The following is a 26,479-nucleotide window of genomic DNA, read 5'->3' as shown; positions in this document are numbered from 1 at the left end:
TTTTTTATGTAAATAAGTTTAAAATCGTTTGGTAAAAAGAAAACTTATAGTTTTTTTGTACGTAGACTTTGTGAAAGTCAGGGAAACCAATCTAAATTTTTTACTGTGAATAAACTAATTAATCTACGATTGAAGAGTAAGTTATTGGTATATATGCTTGCTTCTTTCACACTAATTTATGGAGTTACTCTCACCTATATCAGTTTTAAACTGAGAAAAAACGCCCTTGAAGACTCGAAAGAAATTATTGATGCCAACCTAAAAGCATCCCGTAACTTGATTCAGGACGACTTCAATCAGGTGATTGTGGCCACCAATACCATTCGAGATATTTATAACGATTATTTTCAGACCGATTTTGAAGGACAGCCAGAGTTGTATCGCAATGTTATTGCTGGTTGGCTCAAAAACAGTCCGGCTTTATTATCGACGTGGCAAATTTGGGAAATGAAGGCTTTGGACCCGGCTTTTGAATACCGTAACGGGCGGGAACGAAATATTGCCATGCGACTGGGGGAACGGATCGTCACAAAGACTGAGCGCATCGACATTACCAATGAGGAGTTGAGTGGTAAATATTACGATGGCCGGCAATCTAATAAGCCGGGTATTTGGGACCCATATTATGATGAGGTCACCAAAGAACTGGAAGGGATTCTAATGAGCTCTATTTTTGCGCCTATACAAGATGCTTCGGGCAAATTCCAGGGAATGGTGGGGATTGATGTCAGCCTGAATGATATGTCCAAGATTATTTCAAGTATGGATCCCTATGAAGGCGCGGTTTCCTATTTATTATCGCGCGACACAAGTATTGTGGCGCATACCAATCCTGAATTCATATCACAAAAGCTTTTTGATGTCATTAATTTCGAGTCTCAGGATTTTAGAACAGGCCTAAATAAAACCTTATCAGCCCAAGATTACAGTTTTGAATATACACGCCCAGACACGGATACGGAATACTATGCATCGGTTACACCGGTAGTGTTTAAAGGCATTGATACAACCTGGACACTGGGCATAGAGGTTCCCAAAGCGGTTATTCTTGAAAAGGCAAATGCAATTTTTTACCAAAGCGTAATTATTGGCCTGCTTGGACTTATCATTTTATACGTGATTGTATATATCACGGCCGGTAAAATAGTGCGTCCGATCATTAAAAGTGCTGAAATTGCGCGCGATATTGCTGATGGTAAGCTTAATACACATATTGATGTTGATGATGAACAGCAGGATGAGGCAGGAGATTTGGGCAGAGCATTGCGCGATATGATTGGCAAGCTGAAACAGATAGTGGCGGAAATTGCGGAGAGTTCAAATGCCATTGATTTAGCCAGTACCGAATTGGCTACCTCCTCCAATCAGCTATCAGAAGGAGCTTCCAACCAGGCAGCTTCGTCGGAAGAAATATCCTCATCGATGGAGGAGATGGTTGCTACTATTCAGCAAAACAGTGAGAACTCGAAACAGACCGAAGGCATCGCATTAAAGGCAGCTAAGGGAATTCAGGAGAGCTTCAAAAGCTCCAAAAACACAACGGGTTCAATGCAGGAAATTGCGCAGAAAATTACCATTATCGAAGAAATAGCCAAGCAAACCAATATACTGGCACTAAATGCCGCTGTGGAGGCTGCCCGGGCAGGAGAGCAGGGGCGAGGCTTTGCGGTGGTGGCCAGCGAGGTAAAAAAGCTGGCTGAGCGTTCGCAAAAGGCGGCGGTTGAAATCATCGACCTTACCCAGCATGGTGTTGAAGCTGCCGAGAAGTCGGGTAATCAGCTCGAGGACATTATTCCTGAAATTGAGAAAACAACTCAACTGGTGCAAGAGATCACAGCATCGAGCTATGAGCAGCAAAGTGGAGCGGAGCAGGTGAACAAAGCCATCCAGGAGCTGAACGAAGTGACGCAGCAAAATTCTGGTTCGGCGTCGGTATTTACCAACAACTCGGAGCACCTGACCCTACTGGCTGAAAAGCTAAAGGAAACCATCGCTTATTTTAAGCAGTAAAAAATAGTTATAAACAAAGAAAGGCCTTAAGAATCATTCTTAAGGCCTTTCTTAAATTATATACTTGAAGTTTTGCTTTACAATCCAAATGCTTCTTTAAGTGTATCTACATAATCCAGCTTTTCCCAGGTGAACAGCTCAACTTCCAATTCTTTGCTGCCAAAATATGTCGATTCAAAGCTCTTTTTAACAGTTCGGGGTGTGCGTCCCATATGGCCGTAGGCGGCTGTCTCCTCGTAAATAGGATAGCGAAGTTTTAAGCGTTCTTCAATAGCTGCGGGGCGAAGGTCAAAAACTTCGGCTATTTTAACAGCAATCTCACCATCGCTCAAGTTTACTTTTGATGTTCCATAGGTATCTACAAAAACCCCAACAGGTTTGGCTACTCCAATAGCATATGATAACTGAACCAACACCTCATCGGCCACACCTGCTGCCACCATGTTTTTAGCAATATGGCGTGAGGCATATGCTGCCGAGCGGTCTACTTTACTCGGATCTTTGCCCGAAAAAGCACCTCCACCATGGGCTCCTTTACCGCCATAGGTATCTACAATGATTTTACGTCCAGTTAGTCCTGTATCTCCATGAGGCCCACCAATAACAAATTTGCCGGTTGGGTTTACGTGAAGAATGAACTTATCATCGAAAAGGGCCTGCACGCGTTCAGGTAATTGTGCCACTGTGCGGGGGATTAAGATGTTGAGAACGTCATCTTTAATCTTAGCCAACATTGGTTCATCCTCATCAAACTCATCATGCTGAGTAGACACTACGATGGTGTGCACACGCTTGGGCAAATTATCATCACCATATTCAATGGTTACCTGGCTTTTTGAGTCTGGGCGCAGGTAAGTCATTTCTTTTCCTTCCCGACGAATAGCAGCCATTTCTATGAGCAAACGGTGTGACAGCTCCAGTGATATCGGCATGTAGTCGTCCGTTTCTTTCGATGCATAACCAAACATCATGCCTTGGTCGCCCGCACCTTGCTCCATTCTTTCTGTTCGGTCAACACCTTGGTTAATGTCAGCCGATTGTTCGTGAATAGCTGAAAGTACGCCGCACGAATCGCCATCGAAGCGGTATTCACTCTTCGTATAACCAATGCGGTTAATCACTCGGCGAGCTACCTCCTGCACGTCCACGTAATGTTTAGAGTGTACCTCACCAGCCAGAATAACCTGTCCGGTGGTTACCAATGTTTCACATGCCACCTTTGAGTTGGGGTCAAAGGCCAGAAAATGATCCAGCAATGCATCCGATATTTGGTCAGCTACTTTGTCCGGATGTCCTTCAGAAACCGATTCTGATGTAAATAAGTATCCCATACCATTTAAAACTATTATCTGTATGCACCTGATGTGTACAGATGTGTATTAAAACTAATTGATATGTGAAAAAGGGAAGTACAAACGATATATGCGTTTTAGCACTTTTTTTGAGTGGTTGCAATCAGCCAAATCCTTCCACTTTTCACTGTTGCAAATTAAGGCATTTAATAAAACGTGTGCAAATAAAATAAGAGTTAAATGTCTTGATTAGATTTTTTTCGGGCTGTATTATTCAGTAAATGAGGCGAGAAGTGGTTGTGGGGGCCAAAAGGCTGTAAATTTTTCAGCGTTTTTTTTAAAAAAAATTTGGAAGGATTTTAATTTGATATATCTTTGCATCCGCATTTGAGACAAACATGTAGGTCCAAAGGCAATAAGGTCCCTTCGTCTAGTGGTTAGGACGCAAGGTTTTCATCCTTGAAACAGGAGTTCGATTCTCCTAGGGACTGCAAAAAATAAAAGATTAACAATTTTTAATTGTAGAACGATGGCAAATCATCAATCAGCAAAAAAGCGAATTCGTCAGATAGAGAAGAGAAGACTTCACAATAGATACTACGCAAAAACTGCGCGTAACGCTGTGAAGGCATTAAGAGGTACATCTGAAAAAGAGGCAGCTCAGGAATTACTTCCAAAAGTAACTTCTATGCTGGACAAGCTTGCAAAGAAGAATATTATTCACAAGAATAAAGCTGCTAATTTAAAGTCAAAATTAACGAAACACGTTAATACGCTTTAATAAAAAGGCATCCGGTCCCTTCGTCTAGTGGTTAGGACGCAAGGTTTTCATCCTTGAAACAGGAGTTCGATTCTCCTAGGGACTGCACTAAACTTTATAGCCTCAAAAGGCGATAAGGTCCCTTCGTCTAGTGGTTAGGACGCAAGGTTTTCATCCTTGAAACAGGAGTTCGATTCTCCTAGGGACTGCGTAAAGAGCCCTCCATTCGGAGGGCTTTTTTTGTATCCCTTATTTACTTTCTCGGTCAGCCTCTTTATCTTTTCATAAAAGTAAAAGATGGAGAGTTATCAACACCTGAGTATTAAAGAGTGGGCCTTGGAGGACCGACCGAGAGAGAAGCTGCTCAATAAAGGCATAGCCACTCTTTCTGATGCCGAATTGATAGCCATATTGATAGGCTCAGGAAGTGCCAAAGAAAGTGCCGTGGACCTGGCACGAAAAATTTTAAAAGATTGCCGGAATAATCTGAATGTGTTGGGTAAAAAATCGGTGAATGACTTAAAAGCCGGTTATCATGGGATTGGAGAGGCCAAAGCCATTACTATTGTTGCTTCACTCGAATTAGGTCGAAGGCGTAAGCTCACCGCTGGCGAAGATCATTCTAAAATTACCTGTAGTAAGGATGTGTCTGCCATTTTTCAGCCCATATTAGGCGATTTGCATCACGAAGAGTTTTGGATTCTTATGCTCAACCGCTCCAATAAGGTGATTGCTAAAAATAAAATTAGCCAGGGAGGCCTTGCGGGAACAGTTATTGATGTACGGTTGATCTTAAAATCGGCTATCGACCACTTGGCCTCATCTCTTATTCTATGCCATAATCATCCAAGCGGCAACGTGCAGCCCAGTGATGCCGATAGTAAAATTACCAAAAAACTTAGCGAAGCGGGACGAATAATGGATATTCCGGTATTGGATCATATTATTGTTACCGATTCTGACTACTTTAGTTATGCAGACGAGGGGATGATTTAGGGTTCAACTTATGAAAATAAAAGCTTTACAAAGAGCCGAGATTAATGCTAGTAGATGGAATGCCTGTGTTAATGCATCGGCTAATGGAAGTGTATTTGTGCACACTTGGTTTTTAGACATTGTGTGCCCGGGCTGGGAGGCAATTGTTTTCAATGACTATGAGGCATTGATGGTATTGCCTGTTAAGAGTAAGTTGGGCTTTAAATGTGTTTATTCTCCGGCTTTAATACCATATACAGGTGTTATTAACCGGGTACCTGTCGATCATCAGGTGGTGTGGTCCATGCTCCGCGCCGTGCCTTACTTAAACGTTCATCTGATATTTAATCCGCATAATGCCTTGGAACCAGACTATGTAAAAGGGTGGGCCGTGCGGAAATATGCAGTTTTAGATATGATTACTGATATTCATCGGATAGAAAGTGATTTTCGGGGCGATGTGCTTGAGTGGGTGGAGCTATATACCCGGAAAAAGTTAACCGTTATTCGGGCGTTAAATGTGGCTGACTATATTGAGTATGCGAAGCGACTTGGGAATGAGAACAGCAAGGAGCTAACCGATTTGCAGCAACTGTTATCGTTTGCCCTGACATATAAGAGTGCGGGTTTATATGCTGCTTATAATGAGTTTAACCAAATGGTGGCTGGTGCATTCTTTTTAAAAGCAAGTAACACCTTAACCCTTATTCACTGTGCATCCGACGATAGGGAATATGGCGGTGTAAAGGCAATTATTTACCACATGATTAATAATAACTGGGGAGCAAATTTAACGTTGGAGTTTCCGTTTTATTCCGATACCGTTGGCAGTTGTTTTACAAGTAAGGAGCATGTCTGTTTAGTTTATAAAAAAGGCCTATCCAAATGGATAGACCTTTAATGTATCTTTATAACCTGCTTTATTGGCCCAGTTCGTCATGCAATAAAAAGTCCTTTACTTCTAAAAAGGCTTTTTCCAGGCGTATCATTCGGTCGATCATGAACTTCATTACTACCGGCCATTGCTCTTCCTGATAGAGGTCGGCCGGAGCCAGCTCTTCATAGACACGGCAAACCTCGCGGCCCTCATCTTTGGTATACAAGTAGTCCCAAGCCAGTGGCCCACCAAACTCGTTCTCAAAAATACCCTTACAAGCTTCCAGCTTCTCGTAGAGCTGCAGGCGCCGTTCTTCGCTTCGATGGTTAATCTCGAGGGCCACAATAGCTCGCTCCCGATTAATATCAAACCGCAAGTCTAAACCTTTGATGCCGGTTTCGTCAAAAATCCACTTGATTTTCTTGCCTTTTTGTCCGGGCAGTCGTCGGGTTCTGTTTTCCAGTTTATGCCAGAATTGCTGCCTTATTTGTTTTGCTTCCTCTTTTGAAAACATGACTTTAAGTTTTAATCTTTATCAGGCCGATTGTCCTGTTGTTTTTTTGAAAGCAACAAAAATAACAGATACGCAGTACCAGTGCCAATGAGTAGTAAACTTACTATTTCCATAAGGCCTTTTGTACTGTGAATCATCCCAAATCCTGCAATAATCATCAGGATGGCTGTAACTGCTAACTTCTGTTTCATGGCACTAAGTTATTAAAATGTATAACGCATACTGGCTGTTATACGATTATTAGTATAATCAGTAGTATTTATTGGTTGGCTATATTCATCGTATGAACTGCCATAGGCGGCTACCACATACATCCACTCCAGGCCGAACCAAATTTTTGGTGTTGCCATATATTTTAAGCGCGGAATGATTGAGTACATATTTGCAATATCACCACCTATTGTAAAACCATTTAGCGGAACCGATTTATCGATGCTGCCCAGGTTTTGGGTGTAGCCAACCAAAACTCCTGGTCTGATTTTTTTTGTGTTTGATTCAATATTGGCCCAGGTAGAGAAATTTTTGATGGCCGTGTATTCGCGTTCGGGCGAGTCATTGGCTTTTTCGGCAAAACCGCCCAACATTACGAGGTTGGTCATGCCAGCAGTATAAAGTGCTTCGGCTTTAAGGGTAATGGGGCCGAAGTCGTTTTTAAGCGAGCCCGCAAAGTAATGACCTTTGGCCAGTTCTTTAGATTCAATGTTGGTATTGGGATCAACTAATGCCGGACGCAGTGCTTTAAGTCCCCCGGTTGCGGCAGCAAAAAAAGCTTTAGAACGGTACTTCAATTGAAGAGCTGCTTCGGGGCGAAGTGAATTTTCGGCTGCTGTTACCATGCCTTTATCCACAAAGTCGTTTTGCGCCATAAGAAAGGCTACCGCTTCCAATTTATCATTCAGCTGCTGTCCAACGCGTATCATTGGCTGGCGATTTAGCGGATGATAGGGGGTGCCACAGCTCAGGTTAACCGTACCCGGAACAGTTTCGGTCAAAAACAAGGCATGCCACGACTGACCTACGAGCAGGCTCGTTTTGTTCCAGTTGAGGCGAACGAATGCATGACGCAAGCGAAAATAAACATCTTTCGAACCCGATTTGTCGCCTAAGAAGTCCCCTTCAATAAAGGCAAAACTTTTTGCCCCAAACATATCAGGTCCCGAAATGCCAATGTTGAAGCGGCTAAATGCGGCGTCAATGTCGTAAGAGGCATTGTCGTTAATGTCATTATTGGCCTCATCTAAGCTGGCGGGTTTTGGAAACAGGTAGATGTTTCCGTTTCTGGCGGTATAGCTCTGGCGCGTATCCATGTAGGCATTAACACCCACAAAACCGTGTATTTCAACTTTAAAAGGTTTGGTTTCCTCTTGTGCAGGCACTAGGGAGCTGATAACAGCCAGCACTAGTGTGAATAGAATCTTCTTCATTTCTTGTTTCTTATCTTCCTTTTTTGTGTTTTATAAAAACGATGCAAAACAACAAAAAAGCCGCTAGCTGTGCAAATAGCTAAACGCCATTGAAATATGACTGACGTTATTTAATTTTAAAATAGGAGATGGTACTGTTTAATAATTCCGACTGACGCGAGAGTTCTTCAGAGCTGGAGGCCATTTCTTCCGATGATGCAGAATATTCAGAGGTGATGCCAGCCAGCGACTGGATGGCACTGTTAATGTGATTAGCACCAGCCTCTTGCTCTTTGCTCGATGCCAGAATCTCGCGAATCATCTGTATAATGTTAGCAATATCGGGGAGTAATTCTTCCATTGCCTGCCATGATTTTTCGGCAATCTGAAGACTGTTTGAGGTTAATTCATCAATTTCGCCTGCTGCTGCACGTGTCACTTCAGATAGTTTTCTCACTTCGCCGGCCACCACCGAAAAACCTCGTCCCGCTTCTCCAGCCCGGGCTGCTTCCACCGAAGCATTAAGTGCCAGGAGGTTTGTTTGTACGGCAATATCTTTAATAACGGCCACTTTACTGGTGATGCTTTGCATGGCCTCCAGGTTCTTTTTCACCGTATCCTGAAGGGCATTGATTCCTTGTTCAGCCTTTCCGGCTGTAACTTCGGTGCGACCTGCATTCTGCGCATTTGATTGAATATTGGAAACCATTTCCTCAACAGACGATGAAATTTCTTCAGTGGATGCCGCTTGCGAACTGGCTCCATTGGAGATGTGTTCGGCCGATTGCGCCATCTGTTCGCTGGCCGCCAATACGTTGTTGGATCCTTCAATAATCTCACCCATTATTTCCTTTAATTTATGAGTGGTGCGCTGAATAGATTCTTGTAGGATACCTATTTCATCATTGTGTGTTTTGGAGACTTCAACCATGAGGTTGCCTTGGGCAATGGACTCAGTGGCATGAGACAGGTCTACCAATGTTGAAGCAAAACGCCGGCCAATAACAACGATAAGTACGGAGAAGAGTACTAAAATGGAGAGGGTAATGGCGATATCTGTAATTATAGCCTTTTTAATGTTGCCAAGCAGAATGGTGCGTTCGGCTTCAACAGCACGGTCGATATCGTCGATGTAATTGCCCGTTCCAACTACCCAGTTAAAGGGCTCAAAATAGGCCGAATAGCTTCTTTTGGGAGCAGCCTGGGTTTCGCCGGGGCGAGGAAACCAGTATTCGGCAAAGCCATCGCCAGATAAAGCAGCCTGGATAATATCCTGAATGAGGTAGTTGCCTTTCGCATCTTTCTGATTCCAACGGCTTTTTCCTTCCGTATCGGCCTTCCCCAATAAAACAACGTTAACGCCTTCTTTAGTATCAATCCAAAAATAGCCGTCTGAGCCATATTTCAGCTCTCTAACCTGATTGGCAGCAAGCAATTGTGCTTCGTCTTTATTGAGCCGTCCTGATTCCACTTCGGCGTGGATGTGTTCCAGCAGACTGATAACCGTTTGCACTTCTTGCTTCACAAGGGCGTCAAAGTTGTTTCGAAGCAATGCTTCAAGCTTTTTAATTTCTCGCTGATGATTTTTATAATTAATGTAACTGGACGGAATTGTGATGGACAGAGCCATTATGATAAGCATTCCCAGTGAAAATGCTATAATTTTAGTTGTAAGTTTCATTTTTATCTTATTATGTTCCCAGGCTCACCGTGCGTTCAAGCTCCTAAAATCTTCTTATGTGGTGGATATAAAAAGATGCAAAGATAGTTCAAATGAATCGTTGTTAATACGCAAAAATTATTTTAATAAATTTAAGAATTCTGGGTCTTATTTGCTATTTTGAGCACCTGTTTTAATTTTGAATGGTTTATTTTTAAATGAAAATCCAATTAATTTAGATATGAAAAAACTATTTGAGTTCCTCACCGCTTACTGGCTGATGGGAAGCCTGCTACTCTTTTTGGGCGCCGTTTTAGGCGTTGCTACCTTTATCGAAAATGATTTTGGAACAAATGCAGCTAAGGCATTGGTGTATAATGCCTGGTGGTTTGAGCTGGTGTTTGTGCTTTTGTCTATTAATATGATTGGCAACCTCATCAAGTTTAAAAGTTTTAAGTTGAAGAAGCTTCCTGCTTTGGTGTTTCACCTGTCTTTTCTTCTCATTATTGTGGGTGCCGCCATTACCCGCTATGTGGGCTATGAAGGGATGATGCACATTCGAGAGGGTGAAGAGTCCAGCACCATCTTGTCCAGTGATCAGTTTGTAACTGTAAATGTTAAGGCCGATGATTATACAGGGACTGATGAGCAGCATGTACTGTACTCAATCGTTAGTCCGCACGAGTATTCGGCGAGTTTTTCAACCCCTAAAGGAAAATTAAAGCTCAGAAGTGAATTGTACATTCCACAAGCTGTATCAAGGTCTGTTGAAAAACCTGGTGGTAAGCCGGCTATTAATATTGTTCTGTCAGCGGCATCGGGTCGCCAGGAGTTTTCGTTGTTTGAGGGCGACGAGGTGAGCGTAGGAAAGCACCGCATTGCTTTTAATCCCAAAAAAGAAGATGGTCAAACCATTATTCTAAGCGTGGCTGACGGCGTACCTTATTATAAGCCATCGGTTGAGGCGAGCATGATGCAGATGCAAACAGGTAACTCGCAAACCTTTGCTGCTGACTCAGCGCATCAACTGTTTAATGGTGTACTTTATAGCATCGCCGATTTACGTATGGTGCTCACTGGTTTTGTCGAGAGCGCGGTTGTAGAGCCTGTATCGGTTGAGGGCGAGCAGGGCAGAGGCCTGCCCGATGCCATTAAGTTTGTGGCCGAGCTAGGCAATAAGCGAAAAGACTTTTTTGTATTCGGAAAGAAAGATGTGTTAGGTAAAACATTTACAGAGTCAATTGACGGGGTTGAGTTTACGGTCCGTTATGGCGCCAAACAAATACACATTCCTTTCTCGTTGCATTTGAATAAATTCGAATTAGACCGATATCCTGGAAGCGAAAGTCCAAGCTCATTTGCTTCGGAAGTAACTTTGATGGATGAACGAACCGGCCTTAAAGAAGATCGACGTATTTTTATGAATAATATTCTAAATTATCACGGTTACCGCTTTTTCCAGTCTTCATACGATATGGATGAAAAAGGGACGGTTCTTTCGGTTAACCGCGATTGGTGGGGGACGCTTTTCACCTACCTTGGTTACCTCTTATTGACTATTGGCATGTTCGCTGCTTTAATTGCACCTAATACGCGGTTCCGCCAATTAATTAACCGGACGTCTGAAATTTACAAAAAGAAGCAAACTCTGACTGTTATACTGGCACTACTGATTAGCTCCAGTGCTTTTGCGGATGAGTTGAATCCGCCTCACCAGGTGAGTCCTGAAACGGCCGATGCCTTTGGTCAGTTATGGGTGCAGGATAACGGTGGGCGCATAAAGCCGCTTAATACCTTAAACAGTGAAGTCGTTCGAAAGCTGGCTAAGCACCATACTTTTAAAGGCTGGTCGGCCGACCGTGTGGTCCTGAGTATGATGATTGATCCAGCCTACTGGCAAACAGTACCAATGATCACGATTAAGCACGATGAACTTAAAGCTCAATTGCAAATCAGCGGTAAAAAAGCGGCTTTTAAAGATTTCTTTACGCCCGAGCGACAATATAAAATTCGCAAGCTTGTAGAAGATTCATACCGGAAACGGCCGGCTTACCGCAATAAGCTCGAGCAAGAAGCTGTAAAGGTCGATGAGCAGATTAACGTGTTTTACATGGCGCAGATGGGCTCGTTCCTGAAAATTTTCCCCGATCCATCCGATTCACACGAAACCTGGCTGGCTCCCGGTGCTAAACCCGAAGGATTTTCCCAAGAAGACAGTTTGCTTGTGCGTAACTTATTTGGCATGTATATCGATGCCATCACAAGTGCTAATAAAGCTGATGAACAAAGCTATATATCAGCCCTTGCTTCTTATCAGAAGAAATATGGGGATGAAATTTTGCCATCGGACCTAAAGAAGGATATTGAGATTTTTTATAACAACAGCTCCTTGTTTATGAGCCTGATGCCCTACTTTTTGGTACTCGGTTTGATATTGCTGTTTTTCCAGTTGATAAAATTAGTGAAGCCACAATGGCAATTCAAATGGCTGCTTAAGGGCGGTTTAATACTCATTGTTCTGGCATTTGTTGTCTACACTCTCGGACTGGCTATTCGCTGGTATATATCGGGTCATGCTCCATGGAGTAATGGTTATGAATCGATGTTGTACATTGGATGGAGTACACTGCTTGCGGGCTTGTTATTTAGTAAGCAGAGTCCGATTGCCTTATCGGTAACCTCTTTCTTTTCAGGTATAATTTTGATGGTGGCGCATTTGAGCTGGATGAATCCGGAGATTACCAATCTGGTGCCTGTGCTTAAGTCGTATTGGCTAACTATCCATGTAGCCATCATTGTGGCCAGCTATGGCTTTTTGGCCTTGGGCGCGCTATTGGGCTTCTTGAATCTGATTTTATTTGGCATTAAATCAACCAAGAACAATAAAGCCTTCTCATTAACGATTGAGGAATTATCGTCTATCAGCGAAATGAGCATGACAGTTGGTTTATACTTGCTCACTATTGGAGCATTTTTAGGTGGTGTATGGGCTAACGAGTCGTGGGGCCGCTATTGGGGTTGGGACCCGAAAGAAACCTGGTCGGCAGTAACAATTATTGTGTATGCCTTCATTGTTCACATGCGATTTATTCCCGGAATGAGAGGTTTAACCACCTTTAACTTTTGGTCGGTAATTGGCTTCAGCTCAGTAATAATGACCTATTTAGGGGTTAACTACTACCTGGCCGGGATGCACTCTTATGCTAAAGGAGATCCGCTACCCATCCCTTCTTTTGTTTATTACACCATCATAACAGTTGCTGTTGTATCGTTCTTTGCCTATTACAACGAAGGAAAAGTACAGAAAGCATTAAAAGAAGACAAAGAGGAGTGATGGTTAAGCTTATAAGTGATACATAATCATGGAAATGGCTGAAAATAGTGTTTATTTTCAGCCATTTCTTTAGTTTTCTGCAAACAATATCTTCCGTAACGTTGTTTAGGAGATATAACATAATTACAGAACGAAATGGCAAAAATAACATTTAAAGGTTCCCCTGTTGCTACAGCAGGCGATCTACCAAGAGTAGGAGCTGAAGCTCCTGATTTTTCATTAGTAAAAACAGATTTGAGTGAAGTCACTTTGGCCGATTTTAAAGGTAAAAAAGTGGTGTTGAATATTTTCCCTAGTGTTGATACAGGTGTTTGCGCGGCTTCTGTGCGTCGATTCAATAGCGAAGCATCGAAACAGGAAAACACGGTTGTGTTATGCATTTCGCGAGATCTGCCTTTCGCACATGCTCGCTTCTGTGGTGCAGAAGGGCTTGAGGATGTGGTTTCGCTATCGGAATATAAAGATGAGGTGTTCAGCCAGAACTATGGCGTCAAAATGATCGATGGTCCTTTAGCTGGTCTACTGTCGCGTGCAGTGGTTGTTCTCGACGAGAACGGCAAGGTAACGCATAGCGAACAGGTGGATGACATTGTTAATGAACCCAATTATGAGGTTGCTTTAAAAGCATTATAATATAATTAGTTGTTTAGTTTTATTCTCGAAACAGAAGGGGCTGCTTAGGCAGCCTTTTTCTTTTATATCCCATTTCTAAAAAAGGCTTCTTCAATCAGCGTATTCAGCCGCTTGCTTGCTACTTCTTTTAGTTGAATGGCATAAAGGTCATTGCCCTTTTTAGGATTAAGTTCGTTGGGTAAAACATCAATAAACTGTTGATACAATTCCCTTGCTTTGGGGTAGTTTTTTAATTGATAGTCGCAGATGGAGGCTTGTCGATACAAATAGTGGTGATTGGATGGAGCAAAGCTATACGCTTCATTGTAGTAGTCGATGGCTGCCTGATAATGGCCCGAGTCAAAATGCATGAGTGCCAGCTTGAGGTTCGTTTTTTCCATTAAGGCAGGCGAGGGTTTGATTAGTTCCTGAGCGAGCAAGAGGTAGAATTTGCCATCTAATGGTTGGTTGGATTGGCCCAATGCTGCACCAAGAAAGAAAGCTACTTCAGGATCATTATCCTTCAATTTAAATGCTTTTTGTAAATACTGAATGGCATTATCGTAGTTTTCGAGCCGATAGGAGGCGATCCCCAAATGTTTCTTGGTCAAAAAGGAGCTATCTCCTTGCGCCTCCAGCTTTTTAAGCATTACTACCACATTGTGGTTGGAGCCATTTTTAAAATTGGCCATGGCGGCTATCAGTAAGAAGTTCTTATTGTTATTTAACCTTTCAATAAAGGGAACGCATAAATCATGGCATTCAACGTATTGCTTATCGTTGTAATAGAGGTTCGCCAGCCGTATTGCTATCTTTTGGTTGTTTGGCTGTTGGTTTAGAAGCATCTGCCAGGTGGCGATGGCTTCACTGGTACGTTTTACTTTTTCATACGATTCTGCCAGCAGGCAATTAACATTGTAGTTGCACGAGTCAGTTTTGGTGTAGAGCTTCAGTAGCTGAATATTGGCATTGTGTTCTTTGTAAAATTGATTTATCTCAGCATATCGTAGCAGATTAGCAACGTTTAAAGGCTCTTCAGTGTGTCTTTTTTTAATTATTGGCAGAGCTTCGGGATAATTGCCGGTACTCAGGTAACAACGTCCCAATAAATCTTCGTGTTGTGCATTTAATGGGTTTGTGCTTGCAGTTAGACAGTCAATGGCTTTATCCGGATAGCCACTTTGCATATACGCCAGTGCAAGGTAGTATGTGTTAATAGGTGTCAGCTTATTTTGTTTGGCTTCCAGGCGCTCAATAATGGCCTTGTAATTGCCGGTTGCAACGTAAAACTGAACTGTATTTTGAGCATTTAACAGGGTTGCTGCCGTAAATAATAAGCAGGCTGTCAGGTTGATTTTTACATTAAGCCTCATAGGAAGTAGATTTTGCTAATCAAATATAACTAAAAACTTAGTTGAATAACAAATTTTTTATCTCCTATTAACTTAGATTGGTTTTGCAAGTCTTTTATCCATTGGGAGTGATCGTGGACGAAAAAAAAGGCGCCCCTTTTCAGGAAGCGCTTATTTAATGTGGTTATGGGATTTATTTCAATCCGGTACCGCTAATTTTTTTATAAAGGTCTAAGGCATACACATCGGTCATTCCAGATATAAAATCGAGTACCGACTGAATCTTTTCATATAAAGGAGTGTCCTTATCAGATTTAAACTGCTCGGGAATAAAGGGCAGCAGCATCCTCGAATAAAAATCATCAGGATTGGTGACAGCTTTAATAAACTCTTCCAGTAAGGTGCCCAATATACGGTAACCGGCAATCTCAATTTCAACCACTGATGGATGTTTGTATATACGACTAAAGGCCGTTGTTTTGCACGTTTCCATGGCCTCAAGCTCGGTACCCTCTAAATGATCAATTAAGCCTTTGTTAAATTGACCATTTAGGAAGCGGTCGTGGTTGTTCCAGAATATTTCGGTACAAAGGTGAACTAGTTTCCCGATGACTTTGGCTCGTAAAAAGGCCATTCGCTCGTTACGATCACTGACTTCATTAAATACTTTCTCGATTTTTAGAAATTCATCGGCCTCTTTTTCCTTGTCAAAAAAGCCCGTTAATAGGTCGTAGGTTTCATCATACGACAGTATTTTTAGCTTGTGCGCATCTTCAATATCCATTACCTGGTAGCATATATCATCGGCAGCTTCAACCAAATAAACTAAAGGGTGACGGGCGTAAATGCCTTTTTCCGCATCCATTAGTTGCAGCCCCAAAGTATTGGCAAGGTGTTCAAAGGTGGCTTTTTCTGATTGGAAATAGCCAAATTTTTTTAGCATGCTGCCCGACTCATACGGGTATTTGATAATGGAAGCAATAGTGGTATAAGTCATGGCAAAACCGCCCTGACGGCGGCCTTTAAAGGCATGTGTAAGCATGCGCAGTGCGTTGGCATTGCCTTCGAAGCGGGTAATGTCAGTCCATTGCGAGGCGCTTAGTTCGTTTTTAAACTTTTGGCCTTCACCGTTAGTGAAATAATGGCCAATTGCAGCTTCTCCTGAGTGTCCAAAAGGAGGGTTACCCAGGTCGTGTGCCAGACAGGCTGCTGCCACTACCGAGCCAATTTCGGCCACTAGCTCAGGGTTGCCCAAGCCTGCTTTTAACAGTTTGGCAGAGATGTTATTGCCTAATGAACGGCCAACGCTGGCCACCTCCAGGCTGTGCGTGAGTCGATTATGAACGAATACGCTGCCGGGTAGCGGGAAAACCTGCGTTTTGTCTTGCAGGCGTCTGAAAGGCGAAGAAAAGATAAGCCGATCATAGTCTCGCTGGAACTGGGTGCGGTCGTGCTTTGCTTCCTGTTGTTGTTCTTGTCCGGTTCGTAAAGTCGAAAGTAGCTGTTCCCAGTTCATACTAATATATTTTTGTTTGATAGTTTCTCATTTCTTTATCCAGCTGCCTGGCTTTCCCCTCGCACATAATATCCAGTCGTGCCCAAAAATGGGGGCCGTGATTTTTCTCGTGCACATGGCACAGCTCATGCAAAAGTACATAATCTATTAAATGGTCGGGCAACCGCATCAGGTGCAGGTTCAAGTTAATGTTATTAACGGCCGAGCAAGAGCCCCACCGCGACTTAAGATTTTTAATGGTGACGTTTTGGTATTTGATGGCGTGTTGCTGAGCTAAGTAGGTTAAGCGACCCGGCAAAAACCGTTTGGCTTCTAACCGCAATGCTTCTTCAATCCCGTAGCGAATGCTTTCCTGAACGGCAGGTGCAGTCACCGGTAGGTGAGAAGGATAGTTGATTAGTAGCAGTCCGTTTTTAAGTTGTAACCTAACTTTAGGATTGGCATGTTGAACAATTTTAAGGGCAAATGAGCGGGTTTTGAATTGTGTCTGCTCATCGAAAATTGTTAGCTGTTCTTCCTTCTCTTCCAATTTTGTTCGTTGCTGTTGTATCCACTGTTGTTTTTCATGCAAAAAGCGCATGCCCTCTTGTATGCTGGCACCAAATGGGATGATAAGAGTTGGTGCTGTAAATGGTTTCAAACGAATGCTGATACGCGAGGCTTTGTTGCTTTGGCGAATAATTACTTCCCCGATATTTGGGATATCTACTAGCTTTTCGTTTTGCACACTTATCTATTTTGAGTGTAAAAGTAATAAACCAAACCGATAGTGGTATAAGTTTGAGCGCAAGTAAACGGTGCTCAAATCAAAACAGGTTAACTCGAATGTTTCAGACCACATGCCGTGTCTATTCGGGTTAACCTGTTTATCAACCATGGGCAACTTTGCTTTTTGTTATTCAAAGGCAGTTGCCTTTATTTTATTGAGGACTTACCTACTTAGTGTATTTATACCGCTTAATGCTCTTTTTCGGCGTTTTCTCAAATTCTTCGGGGAAGAGCGTAACTTTCTGAATATTCATGTATGCAGGTAACACTTTGTTGGCAGCTACCTTTATTTCCTGAAGTTTCGCTTCAATTTGTTTGCGATCGAGCTTTTCGGCATCGGTTGCTTCGTAATCGGGATAAACTAATGCTTCCAGCTTCCCGTCGGCATCGCGCACAAGGCACTCCTGCACATAATTCATTGCATTAATGGTTGCCTCAATCTCTTCAGGATAAATATTTTGCCCCGATGGGCCCAGGAGCATATTTTTGCTGCGCCCTTTAATGTAGATGAAGTTATTTTCATCAATAACTCCCAGGTCACCGGTACGAAGCCATCCTTCATCATTAAATATTTCGTCTGTGGCCTCCTGGTTTTTGTAATAGCCCAACAGTATATTGTCTCCTTTGACTAAAATTTCGCCTACTTCGTTATAAGGGTCCTTTGAGTCTATTTTAACCTCCATGCGGTCAACCAGGGCACCTGCCGAGAAGGTTCTTGATTCGGTCCAGGGAGCATAACTGATTAAAGGACCACATTCGGTCATGCCATACCCAATGGTAAACGGAAAGTCTATTTTTCGTAAAAACAGCTCCACATCCTTATTTAGGGCTGCTCCGCCAATAATAATTTCTCTGAACTCACCACCAAACACTTCGGTCAGCTTGCTTTTGATTTTGTTGTAAACAATTTTGTTAAGGCCCGGAATCTTCAATAGGGCTTTAATTTTTGTCTCTTCAAGCTGCGGCTGAACCCGCTTTTTGAAAATCTTTTCGAGAATTAAAGGAACAGACAGGATGATGTGAGGCTTGACTTTGCGGAAGGCCTCGGTAATAATTTGTGGAGAGGGGGTGCGCGTTAAAAATGTTATATGACACCCCATCGTGAAGGGCCACAGGAACTCAAATAAACATCCGTAAGCATGCGCCAGGGGCAAAAATGAAACGACACGCTCTTTAGGGCACAAAATCAGGTTCTCTTGTGCATATTTAATGTTTGACCAGATGCTGCGGTGGGGCAACAGTACGCCTTTGGAAAAACCCGATGTACCAGAGGTGTAGGACAGCACCATTACCTCTTCTGCATCAATTTGCGGGAAGTGTAAATCTTCCGGTTTGAAACGGGAGCCGTCTCCTTTAAAATAAGGCTGCAGGCGTTCAACAGCTTTGTTAAGCTTACCCTTTGCATTATCAACCAAAGTGATGCACCGATTTATGGATACAATGCCCAGTAAGTCGTTCATTTTGGTTTCATCCAGCTTATCAAACAAAAGGTCGGTTGAAAACAGTAGCTTCGACTCTGAGTGATTGACAATGTGGTGTATATCGCTTGAATTAAATTCTGGAAGGATAGGAACGATAACGGCTCCGTAGCTGATGGTGCCCAGGTAAACCACAGCCCAGCTAGTCATGTTTCGTCCAATCAGTGCTATTTTGTCCCCTTTCTTTATGCCCAAATCCTTATACAGCTGGTGCAGACCGATGATGCGTTCTCCAACCTGTTCAAAAGTTTTGGTTTCTCCCTGAAAATCGCTAAAAGCATTGAGCTGACGATGCTCAATGAGCGCATTTTTGACATAGCTCAGGTATCCATTATTATCCATGTTATATATTTTTTATTGACATATAATGAGCTAAGAAGGCCAATGCCTGTTCTTAAGCAGAAAAATAACCGACCAAAATTATTTAAAATTCTGTAATCGCCTAACATTATTTCTAACGTTAATGTTTTCAGCTTAATATAAGTCGCTTCTGATGAAATTGCCAAAATTTACCATTAATCAACCAATTTGGTGTTCGCATGCATTGGTCACTTGCCTCTGAACTCTAAAAGGTGCATTTTTGTACTTTTGCACAAATAATTTTAATAGGTAACGAGCCATGATAAAGTATGTTTATTAGTTGTGAAAAATACCTTTTGTAGTGGGTTACCTATGTTAGATGAAAAAAATAGACGCATGAAATACACGCTAATTCTTTTAGTCACCCTATTAATGCTTGCCTGCTCAAAGCCTCAGAAAACTCCTTATCTGACCATCAAACCAGATAGACCAATTCGTGAAGCAGTTGAACTATATAGTTTGGAGGGAGCAGGCCAGTTAACGTTGTTCGATAAGGCTATTCAGGAGTCAGATGAATCATCACTGGTTTTTCGGAAAGATAGCGTGCCCATTGGTATTTACGAGCTGCGAATGGGAGGCAAAACAATACGAACACTAATTATAAGTACCACGTTTCCCTCAACTATTTCCGGCCATTTAGATACCCATAATTCGGAATTAACCATTACTGGCAACGCTGAAACAAAAGCGTATTGGAAATGCAAAGGGCTGGCCCAACAAGCCGAACGTGAAATAGAACAGCTTGTTGAAGCTATACCTGATTCCTTGCTGGAGGAAGATTTTTATGTAGCGCGGGATTCCATTTATACCGCTATCGATCATATTATTGCAGAAAAGGCTAAAGAAATTAACCGTTTGTGCGATAACTATCGGAATTCGTTAGTGCCGCTCCTGACCATGCAATTGAAAGCGGGGAATCATTATATTTTCAAGCCCGAGGAATATAGCGATTTGTATTATGAGGTTGGTAATCAGCTGCAAAGTCTTTATCCGGCCTACTTGCCAGTAAAACAATTTGCTGCTCAGGTGGATTCAATTATGAGTCGGATCCTTTTTAGCGCAATTACCAAAGAGGGCAGAACCATGCCGGCCCTGACAGTGCCGAATGCCTGGAACAAGCAAGTGGAACTTGAAAATCTTGGCAATGCACCCACCTTATTCGTTTTGTGGAAGTCAACCGATAAGGCATCACGGAGTATCACCAAGCAGTTAATGCGCTGGACGCGCCCTTACCGCAATAAAGGACTTCAGGTTTGTATGATTTCTTTGGATAGCGACCGAACAAGTTGGCTAAACGCTGTTAAGGAGGATCGTTTAGCCGTATTGCATTTATCCGATCTTGTGGGTGATGAGTCGCCTGTTTTGCATCAGCTTGGGCTGCGCTCAGTTCCATATTTACTTCTGGTTGATGAGAATAGAATGGTGGTTAAAAGAAGCCGGGATTTGGAGGAGCTAACGCCAGCCATGCGGCAATTAATAAAAAATTAATCCTATATTTGAGCGATCCAAAATCGAGGTAATAAGGAACATACTAACATATAATTAATTGACATAATGTAAGTCTATCTAACTATTTTAGGAGCATTTCTTTTTAAAATAGGTGGTGAGTTACTTATGGCCAATGAAAACAAATTCTAAAAAATATGAAACAGGGACTGTTTTTACTTTTAATCTTAGTATTGACAACTGCATGTAATAACACAGATAAATTTACAGTTACGGGACACATCGAAGGTGGCAAAGGTAAAGTTTTGTACCTGCAGCAAATGGGACTGAATCAAACCGTTACAATCGATTCTGTAAAATTAAAGAGTGGTGATTTCGAATTTAAAAATGAGCGCCTTAAAGAGCCCACGTTCTTTCTGTTAAAATTGAGTGATAACAATTATATCACGCTGCTGGCCGATACCACCGAAACGATTGTTGTTAATGCCGAGGCTAAGAATCTGGAGACTAGCTACAACTTAAAGAATTCAATAGGTTCTGTGTACATTAAGATGTTTAATAAACGCATTCGCGACCTAAATAGGGAGTTAACGACGCTGGCCGCTGAGTATAAGGCAACAGACGCTGGTAATACTAAAAAGCGGTCAGAACTGGAGCAGCTTTATGAGCAAAAGTTAAATGATCATAAGGCATTTGTGGGCGAGTTTATTATGGAAAATCCGCGCTCGTTTGCCGGCTATTATGCCTTGTTCCAAAACCTTGATGACAATACGGCTGTTTTAAATGTATTCGACAAAAAGGATCAGGTTTATTTTTCTACACTGGCCACGAGTTTGAACCTGTATTATCCCGAATCAGAACGTGCCGGTCATTTATATAACTATGTGCTAGGCGCCAAGGCGCAACAACAGCGTCAAAAGTTTGCTGATGAGCTATTGGCTTCCAAGGCTGCCGAAAGTGGTTATGTGGATATTGAAGCACCAAACATTCAGGGCGACACCATTCGCTTATCTTCCCTCGAAGGAAAAACGATTGTTTTGAGTTTTTGGGCGTCGTGGGATGAGAAATCAGTGGCTGCTAACCGACACCTGAAGAAAATGTATGAACAGTATAAAGGCAAAGGGCTGGAGGTTTACTCTGTGTCACTCGATAAAAGTCGGGTTATTTGGGAAAGCACCGTTAAAAATGAGGGCTACACCTGGACTGAAGTGAGTGATTTAGCCTATACTAATTCTTACCCGGCCAAGCTTTATAATATCAGGCAAATACCTGCTAATTATATAATCAGTCCTAAAGGGGAAATAATTGGTAAAAACTTGTTTGGAAATCGATTGTCAGAAAAATTAAAGGAAATATTATAAGTCTTTAGAGGACTTATACTGGGAAACCGCAGTCTATCGATTGCGGTTTTTTTAGGCACTTACCGGAAGGTTGCCTAAGGTTCAAAAGTAGTTTTTCCTACTTTCGACCAATTTATTTGTTTGTTCAACAATGACTTGCGGTGTTTAAAAGGTTAGGAGATACTTTATTTTTCTAATATATTTGTCCGCAAAATAAAATCGCGATAAGATTCTTGGAAACAACCAAAAATATATACTTCGCTTCCGATGTTCACCTGGGTGCACCAGGGATTAAAGATCATCGCTTGCACGAAAAGAGATTTGTCCAATGGCTCGATGCCATCAAGCACGATGCAGCAGAAATCTACCTGATGGGAGATATTTTTGATTTCTGGTTTGAGTATAAGCAGGTGGTGCCGCGTGGGTTTACCCGTTTTTTGGGCAAACTTTCTGAAATTACCGATAGTGGAATACCTGTTCACTTTTTCACTGGCAACCATGATATCTGGCTGTTTGATTACCTCGAAAATGAGTGTGGGGTAAATGTGTATCGCGAACCTGTAATACGCGATTTTAATGGCAAAAAGCTGTTTCTCGCTCATGGCGATGGACTGGGTAACTACGACAGGCGTTACAACCTGCTGAAATCTGTGTTTACCAATAAATTTGCCCAATGGTTATTTGCCTGTATACATCCTAACTGTGGCATCGGATTGGCTAACTATTGGTCGGGCAAAAGTCGAGAAAAGAATAACAAAGAATATGGCGACAAATACCTAGGCGATGATAAAGAGTTTGCGGTTTTGTATGCCAAAGAGTTTATAAAAGAAGAGAAAGTCGATTACTTCGTATTTGGTCACCGCCATGTGGCACGAACGGTCTGTGTGGGGCCGGCGTGTCAGCTTATTTTTTTAGGTGACTGGATACAGCATTTTTCGTATGGTGTTTTCAATGGGGATACCATTGATTTAAAGTACTTCGATTCGTACTGATAGTTTGATAAGAAAAAAAGCAAAAATGAATTCAAAGGCTGAGATTTATGCGGTAGCTACCGGGACGGGAAGCTATATTCCGCCTGTGGTTAAAGCTAACGCCGATTTTATCGACAATACTTTTTATAATGATGACGGAACAGTCATAGAAGCAGAAGGTAACGAGATTGTTGAGAAGTTTGAACAGATTACTGATATTGCCGAACGGCGGTGCGCAGAGAAAAATCATGTGACTTCAGATTTGGCTATGATGGCCGGTAAGGAAGCGCTTAGCGATGCGGGGTTTGATCAGGAGAAGCTGGATTATATTATTGTAGCGCATAATTTAGGAGATATGCGGTATGGCACAATTTATCCGGATATCCTGCCAACGTTAGCTTCGCGAGTGAAGAGCAAGCTGGGGATAAAAAATCCTAAAACCATAGCTTATGATATTACCTTTGGTTGTCCCGGATGGACTCAGGCCATGATTCAGGCTAATTATTACATCAAATCCGGCGATGCCAAAAGTGCACTGGTAATAGGAGCTGATACGCTCAGCCGGGCAATGGAGCCGCACGACAGAGATTCAATGATTTTTGCAGATGGCGCAGGAGCGGTTCTGTTAGAAGCCCGGGAAAGTGATACACCGGTTGGAATACTTAAGCATGCCGTTCAAACCGATACGGCCGAACACATCGATCTGTTGCGGATGGATAACCCATACAACAAGGAGCTGGAAGGTGAAAACCTCTTTCTAAAAATGTATGGCCGGCGTTTGTATAACTATGCTTTAACCAATGTGCCGCAATTGGCCAAAGAATGTCTCGATAAGAATGGCATGGTATTGAACGATGTAAAGAAAATTTTAATTCACCAGGCCAACGCCAAAATGGACGAGGCGATATTGAAGCGCATTTTCCGTTTGTACAATGAGCGAAATGTGAATATGGATGTCATGCCAATGACCATTCGCGAGTTAGGTAACAGCAGCGTGGCCACAGTTCCCACACTATTCGATTTAATTTGTAAGGGGAAATTGAGCGGGCATAAGCTCGAAAGTGGCGATAATGTGATGATGACATCGGTTGGAGCCGGAATGAATATCAATGCATTCATGTATAAAATGCCCTAATTTGGCCTTTAGCGCCGTTTTGAGGGTGTTGAACTCACCAGGAAGGTCTGTCTTCCCGGATACTTTCTTAAAACTAAAAAGAGCAGCTTGAAACATCAGGCTGCTCTTTTTTATTGAGTTTATTTTCTGTTAAAAGAATTCTTCCACATTTTGAATGGCCTCTTCCTGCTCTTCATCATCCGCGGATTGGTTTCTGTTATTATCGCCGCAATCTACATTAATGTTAAAGTTGAGGGGTTCTTCAAACACATCTTCTTCAGTTATGCCCAGCTCTTCATTGGCGTAAACATCTTTCATGTAAAGGGCAAATATTGGCAGGGCCATATTGGCGCCCTGTCCCAGCCTGATGCCATCGAAGTGGATGTCGCGCTCTTCACCACCAACCCATACACCGGTCACCAGTTGTGGCGTTACGCCCATAAACCAGCCGTCAGAGTGGTTTTGGGTAGTACCTGTTTTGCCACCTATTTGGCCCTGCATTTTGTAGGTAGAGCGCAGGCGTCTGCCTGTTCCCTGGTTAACAACCCCCTGAAGAAGGTTCAGCATCAGGTATGCCGTTGATTCACTAATGGCTTCTCTTTTTTGTGGGTGAAAGTCGCTGATAACATTGCCGTAGCGATCTTCTATGCGGGTAACAATCATTGGTTCAATGTTTACCCCTTTGTTGGCAAATGTGCTGTAGGCACTGGTCATTTCCAGTAAGCCAAAATCGGGGGTTCCCAGGCAAAGAGCCGGCACCGCATCCATTGGACTTTTGATGCCCAATTCGTGTATGGTATTGGCGACCGCCTCCGGGTTAAATTGCTTCATCACCCAGGCAGTAATGTTGTTATTCGAATTGGCAATCCCCCACTTGAGCGTCACCATTTCCCCGGCACGCGCACTTCCACTGTTTCGAGGGGTCCAGGTTTTTCCCCCTCCCAGATAGAAGGTTTGAGCAATGTTGGGCACCAAATCGCAGGGGGTAAAGCCTTCTTGCATGGCCAATGTGTAAACAAATGGCTTAATGGTAGAGCCCACCTGTCGCTTACCTTTGCCGGCCATATCGTACATGAAATGCTTAAAATTAGGTCCGCCAACATAAGCTTTCACATGGCCCGATAAGGGATCCATGGAGATCATGCCTGCCCTCAAGTAAAATTTATAGTGGTGTATCGAATCTAAAGGTGTCATCACCGTGTCTTGCTCACCTTCCCAGGTAAAGACAGTCATGTCGTAAGGCGTTTTAAACACCCTCATAACGCTGTCCATATCCGCACCGTTTCTTTTCAGGCCTCTGTACCGATCGGTATTTTTGATAGCCTTTTCAATGATGTTCTCGTAATCTTCTTTGGACAGATCGCTGGTATAAGGTGCGCCACTTCTTCCTTTTTTCTCTTCGAAGAATTTGGGCTGAAGGTCTTTGCTCAGGTGATTTTTAACAGCCGCTTCGGCATATTGCTGAAGGCGTGAGTCGATTGTGGTATAGATGCGTAAGCCATCTTTGTAAATGTCATATTGTGTGCCATCGGGGCGGTAGTTTTTATGAACCCATCCGTAGAGAGGATCATCTTCCCATCGGGCACTATCCTCCAAAAACTTGGCTTCCATCCACGATGGATAGTTAGATTTTATAGGTTCGTTAGCTGTTAATGCTAAGCGCAGATATTCGCGAAAGTAAGGGGCTAATCCTTCTTTATGGTCAGCCCGATTAAATTGCAGGGTAAGGGGCAATGCAGAGAGTGAGTCGTACTCGGCCAGTGTTAGAAACTGAGCTTTTTGCATTTGTCTTAGCACCACATTCCGGCGATCTTGTGTCAGCTCAGGCCGTCGAACAGGGTTAAAAAGCGCAGGGTTTTTAAGCATTCCAATAATCACAGCTGCTTCTTCAACTTTAATGGAGTCGGTTGAGGTGTTGAAGAATGTTTGAGCTGCACTTTTAATGCCATAGGCATCGTAAATAAACTCCGCCTTGTTTAAATACATGGTCAGGATTTCATCTTTGGTGTAGCTGCGCTCCAGTTTTACTGCGATAACCCATTCTTTCAGCTTTTGAAAAGCACGTTCCCAGTTGCTCGATGCTTGGCCATGGAATAGGAGTTTAGCCAATTGTTGAGTGATGGTACTTCCGCCACCGGAACTTTGATCCTGCATAATAATGGTTCGGAAGATAACTCTGGCCAATCCGCGGGCATCAATGCCTGAGTGATCGTGAAAGCGCACGTCTTCGGTGGCAATCAGTGCATTAATAATGTTGGGCGAGAGCTCTTCATAAAGGCTGTAGCTTCGGTTTTCGCGAAAGTAGTTACCTAAAATTTGATGATCGCTTGAAAAAACATTGGTTGCCAGATTGCTTTTAGGGTTCTCCAGTTCTTCAAACGTGGGCATGAAACCTAGCAGACCGTTTGATATCATGACAAATAGCGTAAATACTGACAGTATGCCGCCAATCACCATGAGCCAGAATAGTCGTATTAATTTTCGATATTTCGATTTTGTTTGCTCCATCTGTCTTGAGTGTTTATTATCTAGCGTGTTATAATAATTATGCCCGAAGAGCTGTTAAACAGGGCGACACATCAGAGTGTTTGCTCAACTGCTTACTTTTTTTCAAAAACAGTTGACTTTTCAGTATCTGGGTAAAAACAGCTTGCTTCTTAATAATTATTGATATTTTGGTGTAAAAATAGTAAAATT

General features: G+C 42.6%; 20 protein-coding genes and 3 tRNA genes. 13 read left to right on the top strand and 10 right to left on the bottom strand.

What is annotated here, in order from left to right:
* The first annotated feature begins 105 nt into the window (after positions 1–105).
* Positions 106–2,010, top strand: a complete 1,905-nt coding sequence (locus ACSX1H_RS06130) for a methyl-accepting chemotaxis protein (RefSeq protein WP_439182957.1) — start codon at positions 106–108, stop codon at positions 2,008–2,010.
* A gap of 77 nt (positions 2,011–2,087) precedes the next feature.
* Here ACSX1H_RS06130 and metK read toward each other — a convergent pair whose 3' ends face one another.
* Entirely contained in the window at positions 2,088–3,341 is a 1,254-nt protein-coding gene (metK, locus tag ACSX1H_RS06125; protein ID WP_439182956.1) for a methionine adenosyltransferase, read from the bottom strand.
* A gap of 380 nt (positions 3,342–3,721) precedes the next feature.
* On the opposite strand from metK, the gene ACSX1H_RS06120 reads away from it, so the two are divergent.
* From ACSX1H_RS06120 to ACSX1H_RS06095, 6 genes are all read left to right on the top strand, one after another.
* Positions 3,722–3,793, top strand: a tRNA-Glu gene (locus ACSX1H_RS06120).
* 38 nt (positions 3,794–3,831) lie between these two features.
* Positions 3,832–4,083 (top strand): 30S ribosomal protein S20, encoded by a 252-nt coding sequence (gene rpsT, locus ACSX1H_RS06115; RefSeq protein WP_439182955.1) that lies wholly within the window; start codon positions 3,832–3,834, stop codon positions 4,081–4,083.
* Positions 4,084–4,096: 13 nt separating this feature from the next.
* Positions 4,097–4,168, top strand: a tRNA-Glu gene (locus ACSX1H_RS06110).
* Positions 4,169–4,199: 31 nt separating this feature from the next.
* A tRNA-Glu gene (locus ACSX1H_RS06105) sits at positions 4,200–4,271 on the top strand.
* Positions 4,272–4,359: 88 nt separating this feature from the next.
* Positions 4,360–5,058: a RadC family protein gene (gene radC / locus ACSX1H_RS06100; protein WP_439182954.1), complete on the top strand. Its 699-nt coding sequence runs from the start codon at positions 4,360–4,362 to the stop codon at positions 5,056–5,058.
* Between the two features lie 10 nt (positions 5,059–5,068).
* Complete coding sequence (locus ACSX1H_RS06095) at positions 5,069–5,938, top strand: hypothetical protein (RefSeq protein WP_439182953.1); 870 nt, start codon at positions 5,069–5,071, stop codon at positions 5,936–5,938.
* A 19-nt stretch (positions 5,939–5,957) separates the two neighbouring features.
* On the opposite strand, the gene ACSX1H_RS06090 is transcribed toward ACSX1H_RS06095, so the two are convergent.
* The 4 genes from ACSX1H_RS06090 to ACSX1H_RS06075 all read right to left on the bottom strand — a co-directional run bounded on the left by ACSX1H_RS06090 (position 5,958) and on the right by ACSX1H_RS06075 (position 9,512).
* The gene (locus tag ACSX1H_RS06090; RefSeq protein WP_439182952.1) at positions 5,958–6,428 is read right to left on the bottom strand and encodes a DUF4268 domain-containing protein; all 471 of its coding nucleotides are present in this window, start codon (positions 6,426–6,428) and stop codon (positions 5,958–5,960) included.
* 11 nt (positions 6,429–6,439) lie between these two features.
* Positions 6,440–6,619, bottom strand: coding sequence for a hypothetical protein (locus ACSX1H_RS06085; protein WP_439182950.1), 180 nt, complete (start codon positions 6,617–6,619; stop codon positions 6,440–6,442).
* Positions 6,620–6,631: 12 nt separating this feature from the next.
* The gene (locus ACSX1H_RS06080) at positions 6,632–7,852 is read right to left on the bottom strand and encodes a DcaP family trimeric outer membrane transporter (RefSeq protein ID WP_439182948.1); all 1,221 of its coding nucleotides are present in this window, start codon (positions 7,850–7,852) and stop codon (positions 6,632–6,634) included.
* A 106-nt stretch (positions 7,853–7,958) separates the two neighbouring features.
* Entirely contained in the window at positions 7,959–9,512 is a 1,554-nt protein-coding gene (locus ACSX1H_RS06075; protein WP_439182946.1) for a methyl-accepting chemotaxis protein, read from the bottom strand.
* 220 nt (positions 9,513–9,732) lie between these two features.
* On the opposite strand from ACSX1H_RS06075, the gene ACSX1H_RS06070 reads away from it, so the two are divergent.
* Together ACSX1H_RS06070 and tpx are read left to right on the top strand one after the other, a co-directional pair.
* Positions 9,733–12,825, top strand: a complete 3,093-nt coding sequence (locus tag ACSX1H_RS06070; protein ID WP_439182944.1) for a cytochrome c biogenesis protein — start codon at positions 9,733–9,735, stop codon at positions 12,823–12,825.
* Between the two features lie 135 nt (positions 12,826–12,960).
* Complete coding sequence (tpx, locus tag ACSX1H_RS06065) at positions 12,961–13,458, top strand: thiol peroxidase (RefSeq protein WP_439182942.1); 498 nt, start codon at positions 12,961–12,963, stop codon at positions 13,456–13,458.
* 62 nt (positions 13,459–13,520) lie between these two features.
* Here the strand turns inward: tpx and ACSX1H_RS06060 are convergent, their stop codons facing one another.
* From ACSX1H_RS06060 to ACSX1H_RS06045, 4 genes are all read right to left on the bottom strand, one after another.
* Positions 13,521–14,810 carry a tetratricopeptide repeat protein gene (locus ACSX1H_RS06060; protein WP_439182940.1) on the bottom strand — a complete coding sequence of 430 codons (1,290 nt, stop codon included), beginning with the start codon at positions 14,808–14,810 and terminating at the stop codon, positions 13,521–13,523.
* Between the two features lie 172 nt (positions 14,811–14,982).
* Positions 14,983–16,305: a deoxyguanosinetriphosphate triphosphohydrolase gene (locus ACSX1H_RS06055; RefSeq protein ID WP_439182939.1), complete on the bottom strand. Its 1,323-nt coding sequence runs from the start codon at positions 16,303–16,305 to the stop codon at positions 14,983–14,985.
* 1 nt (position 16,306) lies between these two features.
* The gene (locus ACSX1H_RS06050) at positions 16,307–17,032 is read right to left on the bottom strand and encodes a M48 family metallopeptidase (protein WP_439182936.1); all 726 of its coding nucleotides are present in this window, start codon (positions 17,030–17,032) and stop codon (positions 16,307–16,309) included.
* A gap of 208 nt (positions 17,033–17,240) precedes the next feature.
* Entirely contained in the window at positions 17,241–18,893 is a 1,653-nt protein-coding gene (locus ACSX1H_RS06045; protein WP_439182934.1) for an AMP-binding protein, read from the bottom strand.
* Between the two features lie 354 nt (positions 18,894–19,247).
* Between ACSX1H_RS06045 and ACSX1H_RS06040 the strand changes: the two genes are divergently transcribed.
* From ACSX1H_RS06040 to ACSX1H_RS06025, 4 genes are all read left to right on the top strand, one after another.
* On the top strand, positions 19,248–20,399 hold the full coding sequence (locus ACSX1H_RS06040; protein WP_439182932.1) for a TlpA family protein disulfide reductase: 1,152 nt from the start codon (positions 19,248–19,250) through the stop codon (positions 20,397–20,399).
* 155 nt (positions 20,400–20,554) lie between these two features.
* Complete coding sequence (locus ACSX1H_RS06035; RefSeq protein WP_439182930.1) at positions 20,555–21,718, top strand: redoxin domain-containing protein; 1,164 nt, start codon at positions 20,555–20,557, stop codon at positions 21,716–21,718.
* A gap of 212 nt (positions 21,719–21,930) precedes the next feature.
* On the top strand, positions 21,931–22,689 hold the full coding sequence (locus ACSX1H_RS06030; RefSeq protein ID WP_439182929.1) for a UDP-2,3-diacylglucosamine diphosphatase: 759 nt from the start codon (positions 21,931–21,933) through the stop codon (positions 22,687–22,689).
* Positions 22,690–22,714: 25 nt separating this feature from the next.
* Positions 22,715–23,803 (top strand): 3-oxoacyl-ACP synthase III family protein, encoded by a 1,089-nt coding sequence (locus ACSX1H_RS06025; RefSeq protein ID WP_439182927.1) that lies wholly within the window; start codon positions 22,715–22,717, stop codon positions 23,801–23,803.
* 129 nt (positions 23,804–23,932) lie between these two features.
* Here ACSX1H_RS06025 and ACSX1H_RS06020 read toward each other — a convergent pair whose 3' ends face one another.
* Entirely contained in the window at positions 23,933–26,290 is a 2,358-nt protein-coding gene (locus tag ACSX1H_RS06020) for a transglycosylase domain-containing protein (RefSeq protein ID WP_439182925.1), read from the bottom strand.
* Positions 26,291–26,479: the final 189 nt, after the last annotated feature.

The organism is Carboxylicivirga taeanensis, assembly GCF_051851475.1.
Classification (GTDB): Bacteria; Bacteroidota; Bacteroidia; order Bacteroidales; family Marinilabiliaceae; genus Carboxylicivirga; species Carboxylicivirga taeanensis.
This window is presented reverse-complemented; position numbering and strand designations above follow the sequence as displayed.

Coding starts and splice junctions, on each gene's coding strand:
- metK (WP_439182956.1), bottom strand. CDS start 3,341: ATGGGATACTTATTTACATCAGAATCGGTTTCTGAAGGACATCCGGAC.
- rpsT (WP_439182955.1), top strand. CDS start 3,832: ATGGCAAATCATCAATCAGCAAAAAAGCGAATTCGTCAGATAGAGAAG.
- radC (WP_439182954.1), top strand. CDS start 4,360: ATGGAGAGTTATCAACACCTGAGTATTAAAGAGTGGGCCTTGGAGGAC.
- ACSX1H_RS06095 (WP_439182953.1), top strand. CDS start 5,069: ATGAAAATAAAAGCTTTACAAAGAGCCGAGATTAATGCTAGTAGATGG.
- ACSX1H_RS06090 (WP_439182952.1), bottom strand. CDS start 6,428: ATGTTTTCAAAAGAGGAAGCAAAACAAATAAGGCAGCAATTCTGGCAT.
- ACSX1H_RS06085 (WP_439182950.1), bottom strand. CDS start 6,619: ATGAAACAGAAGTTAGCAGTTACAGCCATCCTGATGATTATTGCAGGA.
- ACSX1H_RS06080 (WP_439182948.1), bottom strand. CDS start 7,852: ATGAAGAAGATTCTATTCACACTAGTGCTGGCTGTTATCAGCTCCCTA.
- ACSX1H_RS06075 (WP_439182946.1), bottom strand. CDS start 9,512: ATGAAACTTACAACTAAAATTATAGCATTTTCACTGGGAATGCTTATC.
- ACSX1H_RS06070 (WP_439182944.1), top strand. CDS start 9,733: ATGAAAAAACTATTTGAGTTCCTCACCGCTTACTGGCTGATGGGAAGC.
- tpx (WP_439182942.1), top strand. CDS start 12,961: ATGGCAAAAATAACATTTAAAGGTTCCCCTGTTGCTACAGCAGGCGAT.
- ACSX1H_RS06060 (WP_439182940.1), bottom strand. CDS start 14,810: ATGAGGCTTAATGTAAAAATCAACCTGACAGCCTGCTTATTATTTACG.
- ACSX1H_RS06055 (WP_439182939.1), bottom strand. CDS start 16,305: ATGAACTGGGAACAGCTACTTTCGACTTTACGAACCGGACAAGAACAA.
- ACSX1H_RS06045 (WP_439182934.1), bottom strand. CDS start 18,893: ATGGATAATAATGGATACCTGAGCTATGTCAAAAATGCGCTCATTGAG.
- ACSX1H_RS06040 (WP_439182932.1), top strand. CDS start 19,248: ATGAAATACACGCTAATTCTTTTAGTCACCCTATTAATGCTTGCCTGC.
- ACSX1H_RS06035 (WP_439182930.1), top strand. CDS start 20,555: ATGAAACAGGGACTGTTTTTACTTTTAATCTTAGTATTGACAACTGCA.
- ACSX1H_RS06025 (WP_439182927.1), top strand. CDS start 22,715: ATGAATTCAAAGGCTGAGATTTATGCGGTAGCTACCGGGACGGGAAGC.
- ACSX1H_RS06020 (WP_439182925.1), bottom strand. CDS start 26,290: ATGGAGCAAACAAAATCGAAATATCGAAAATTAATACGACTATTCTGG.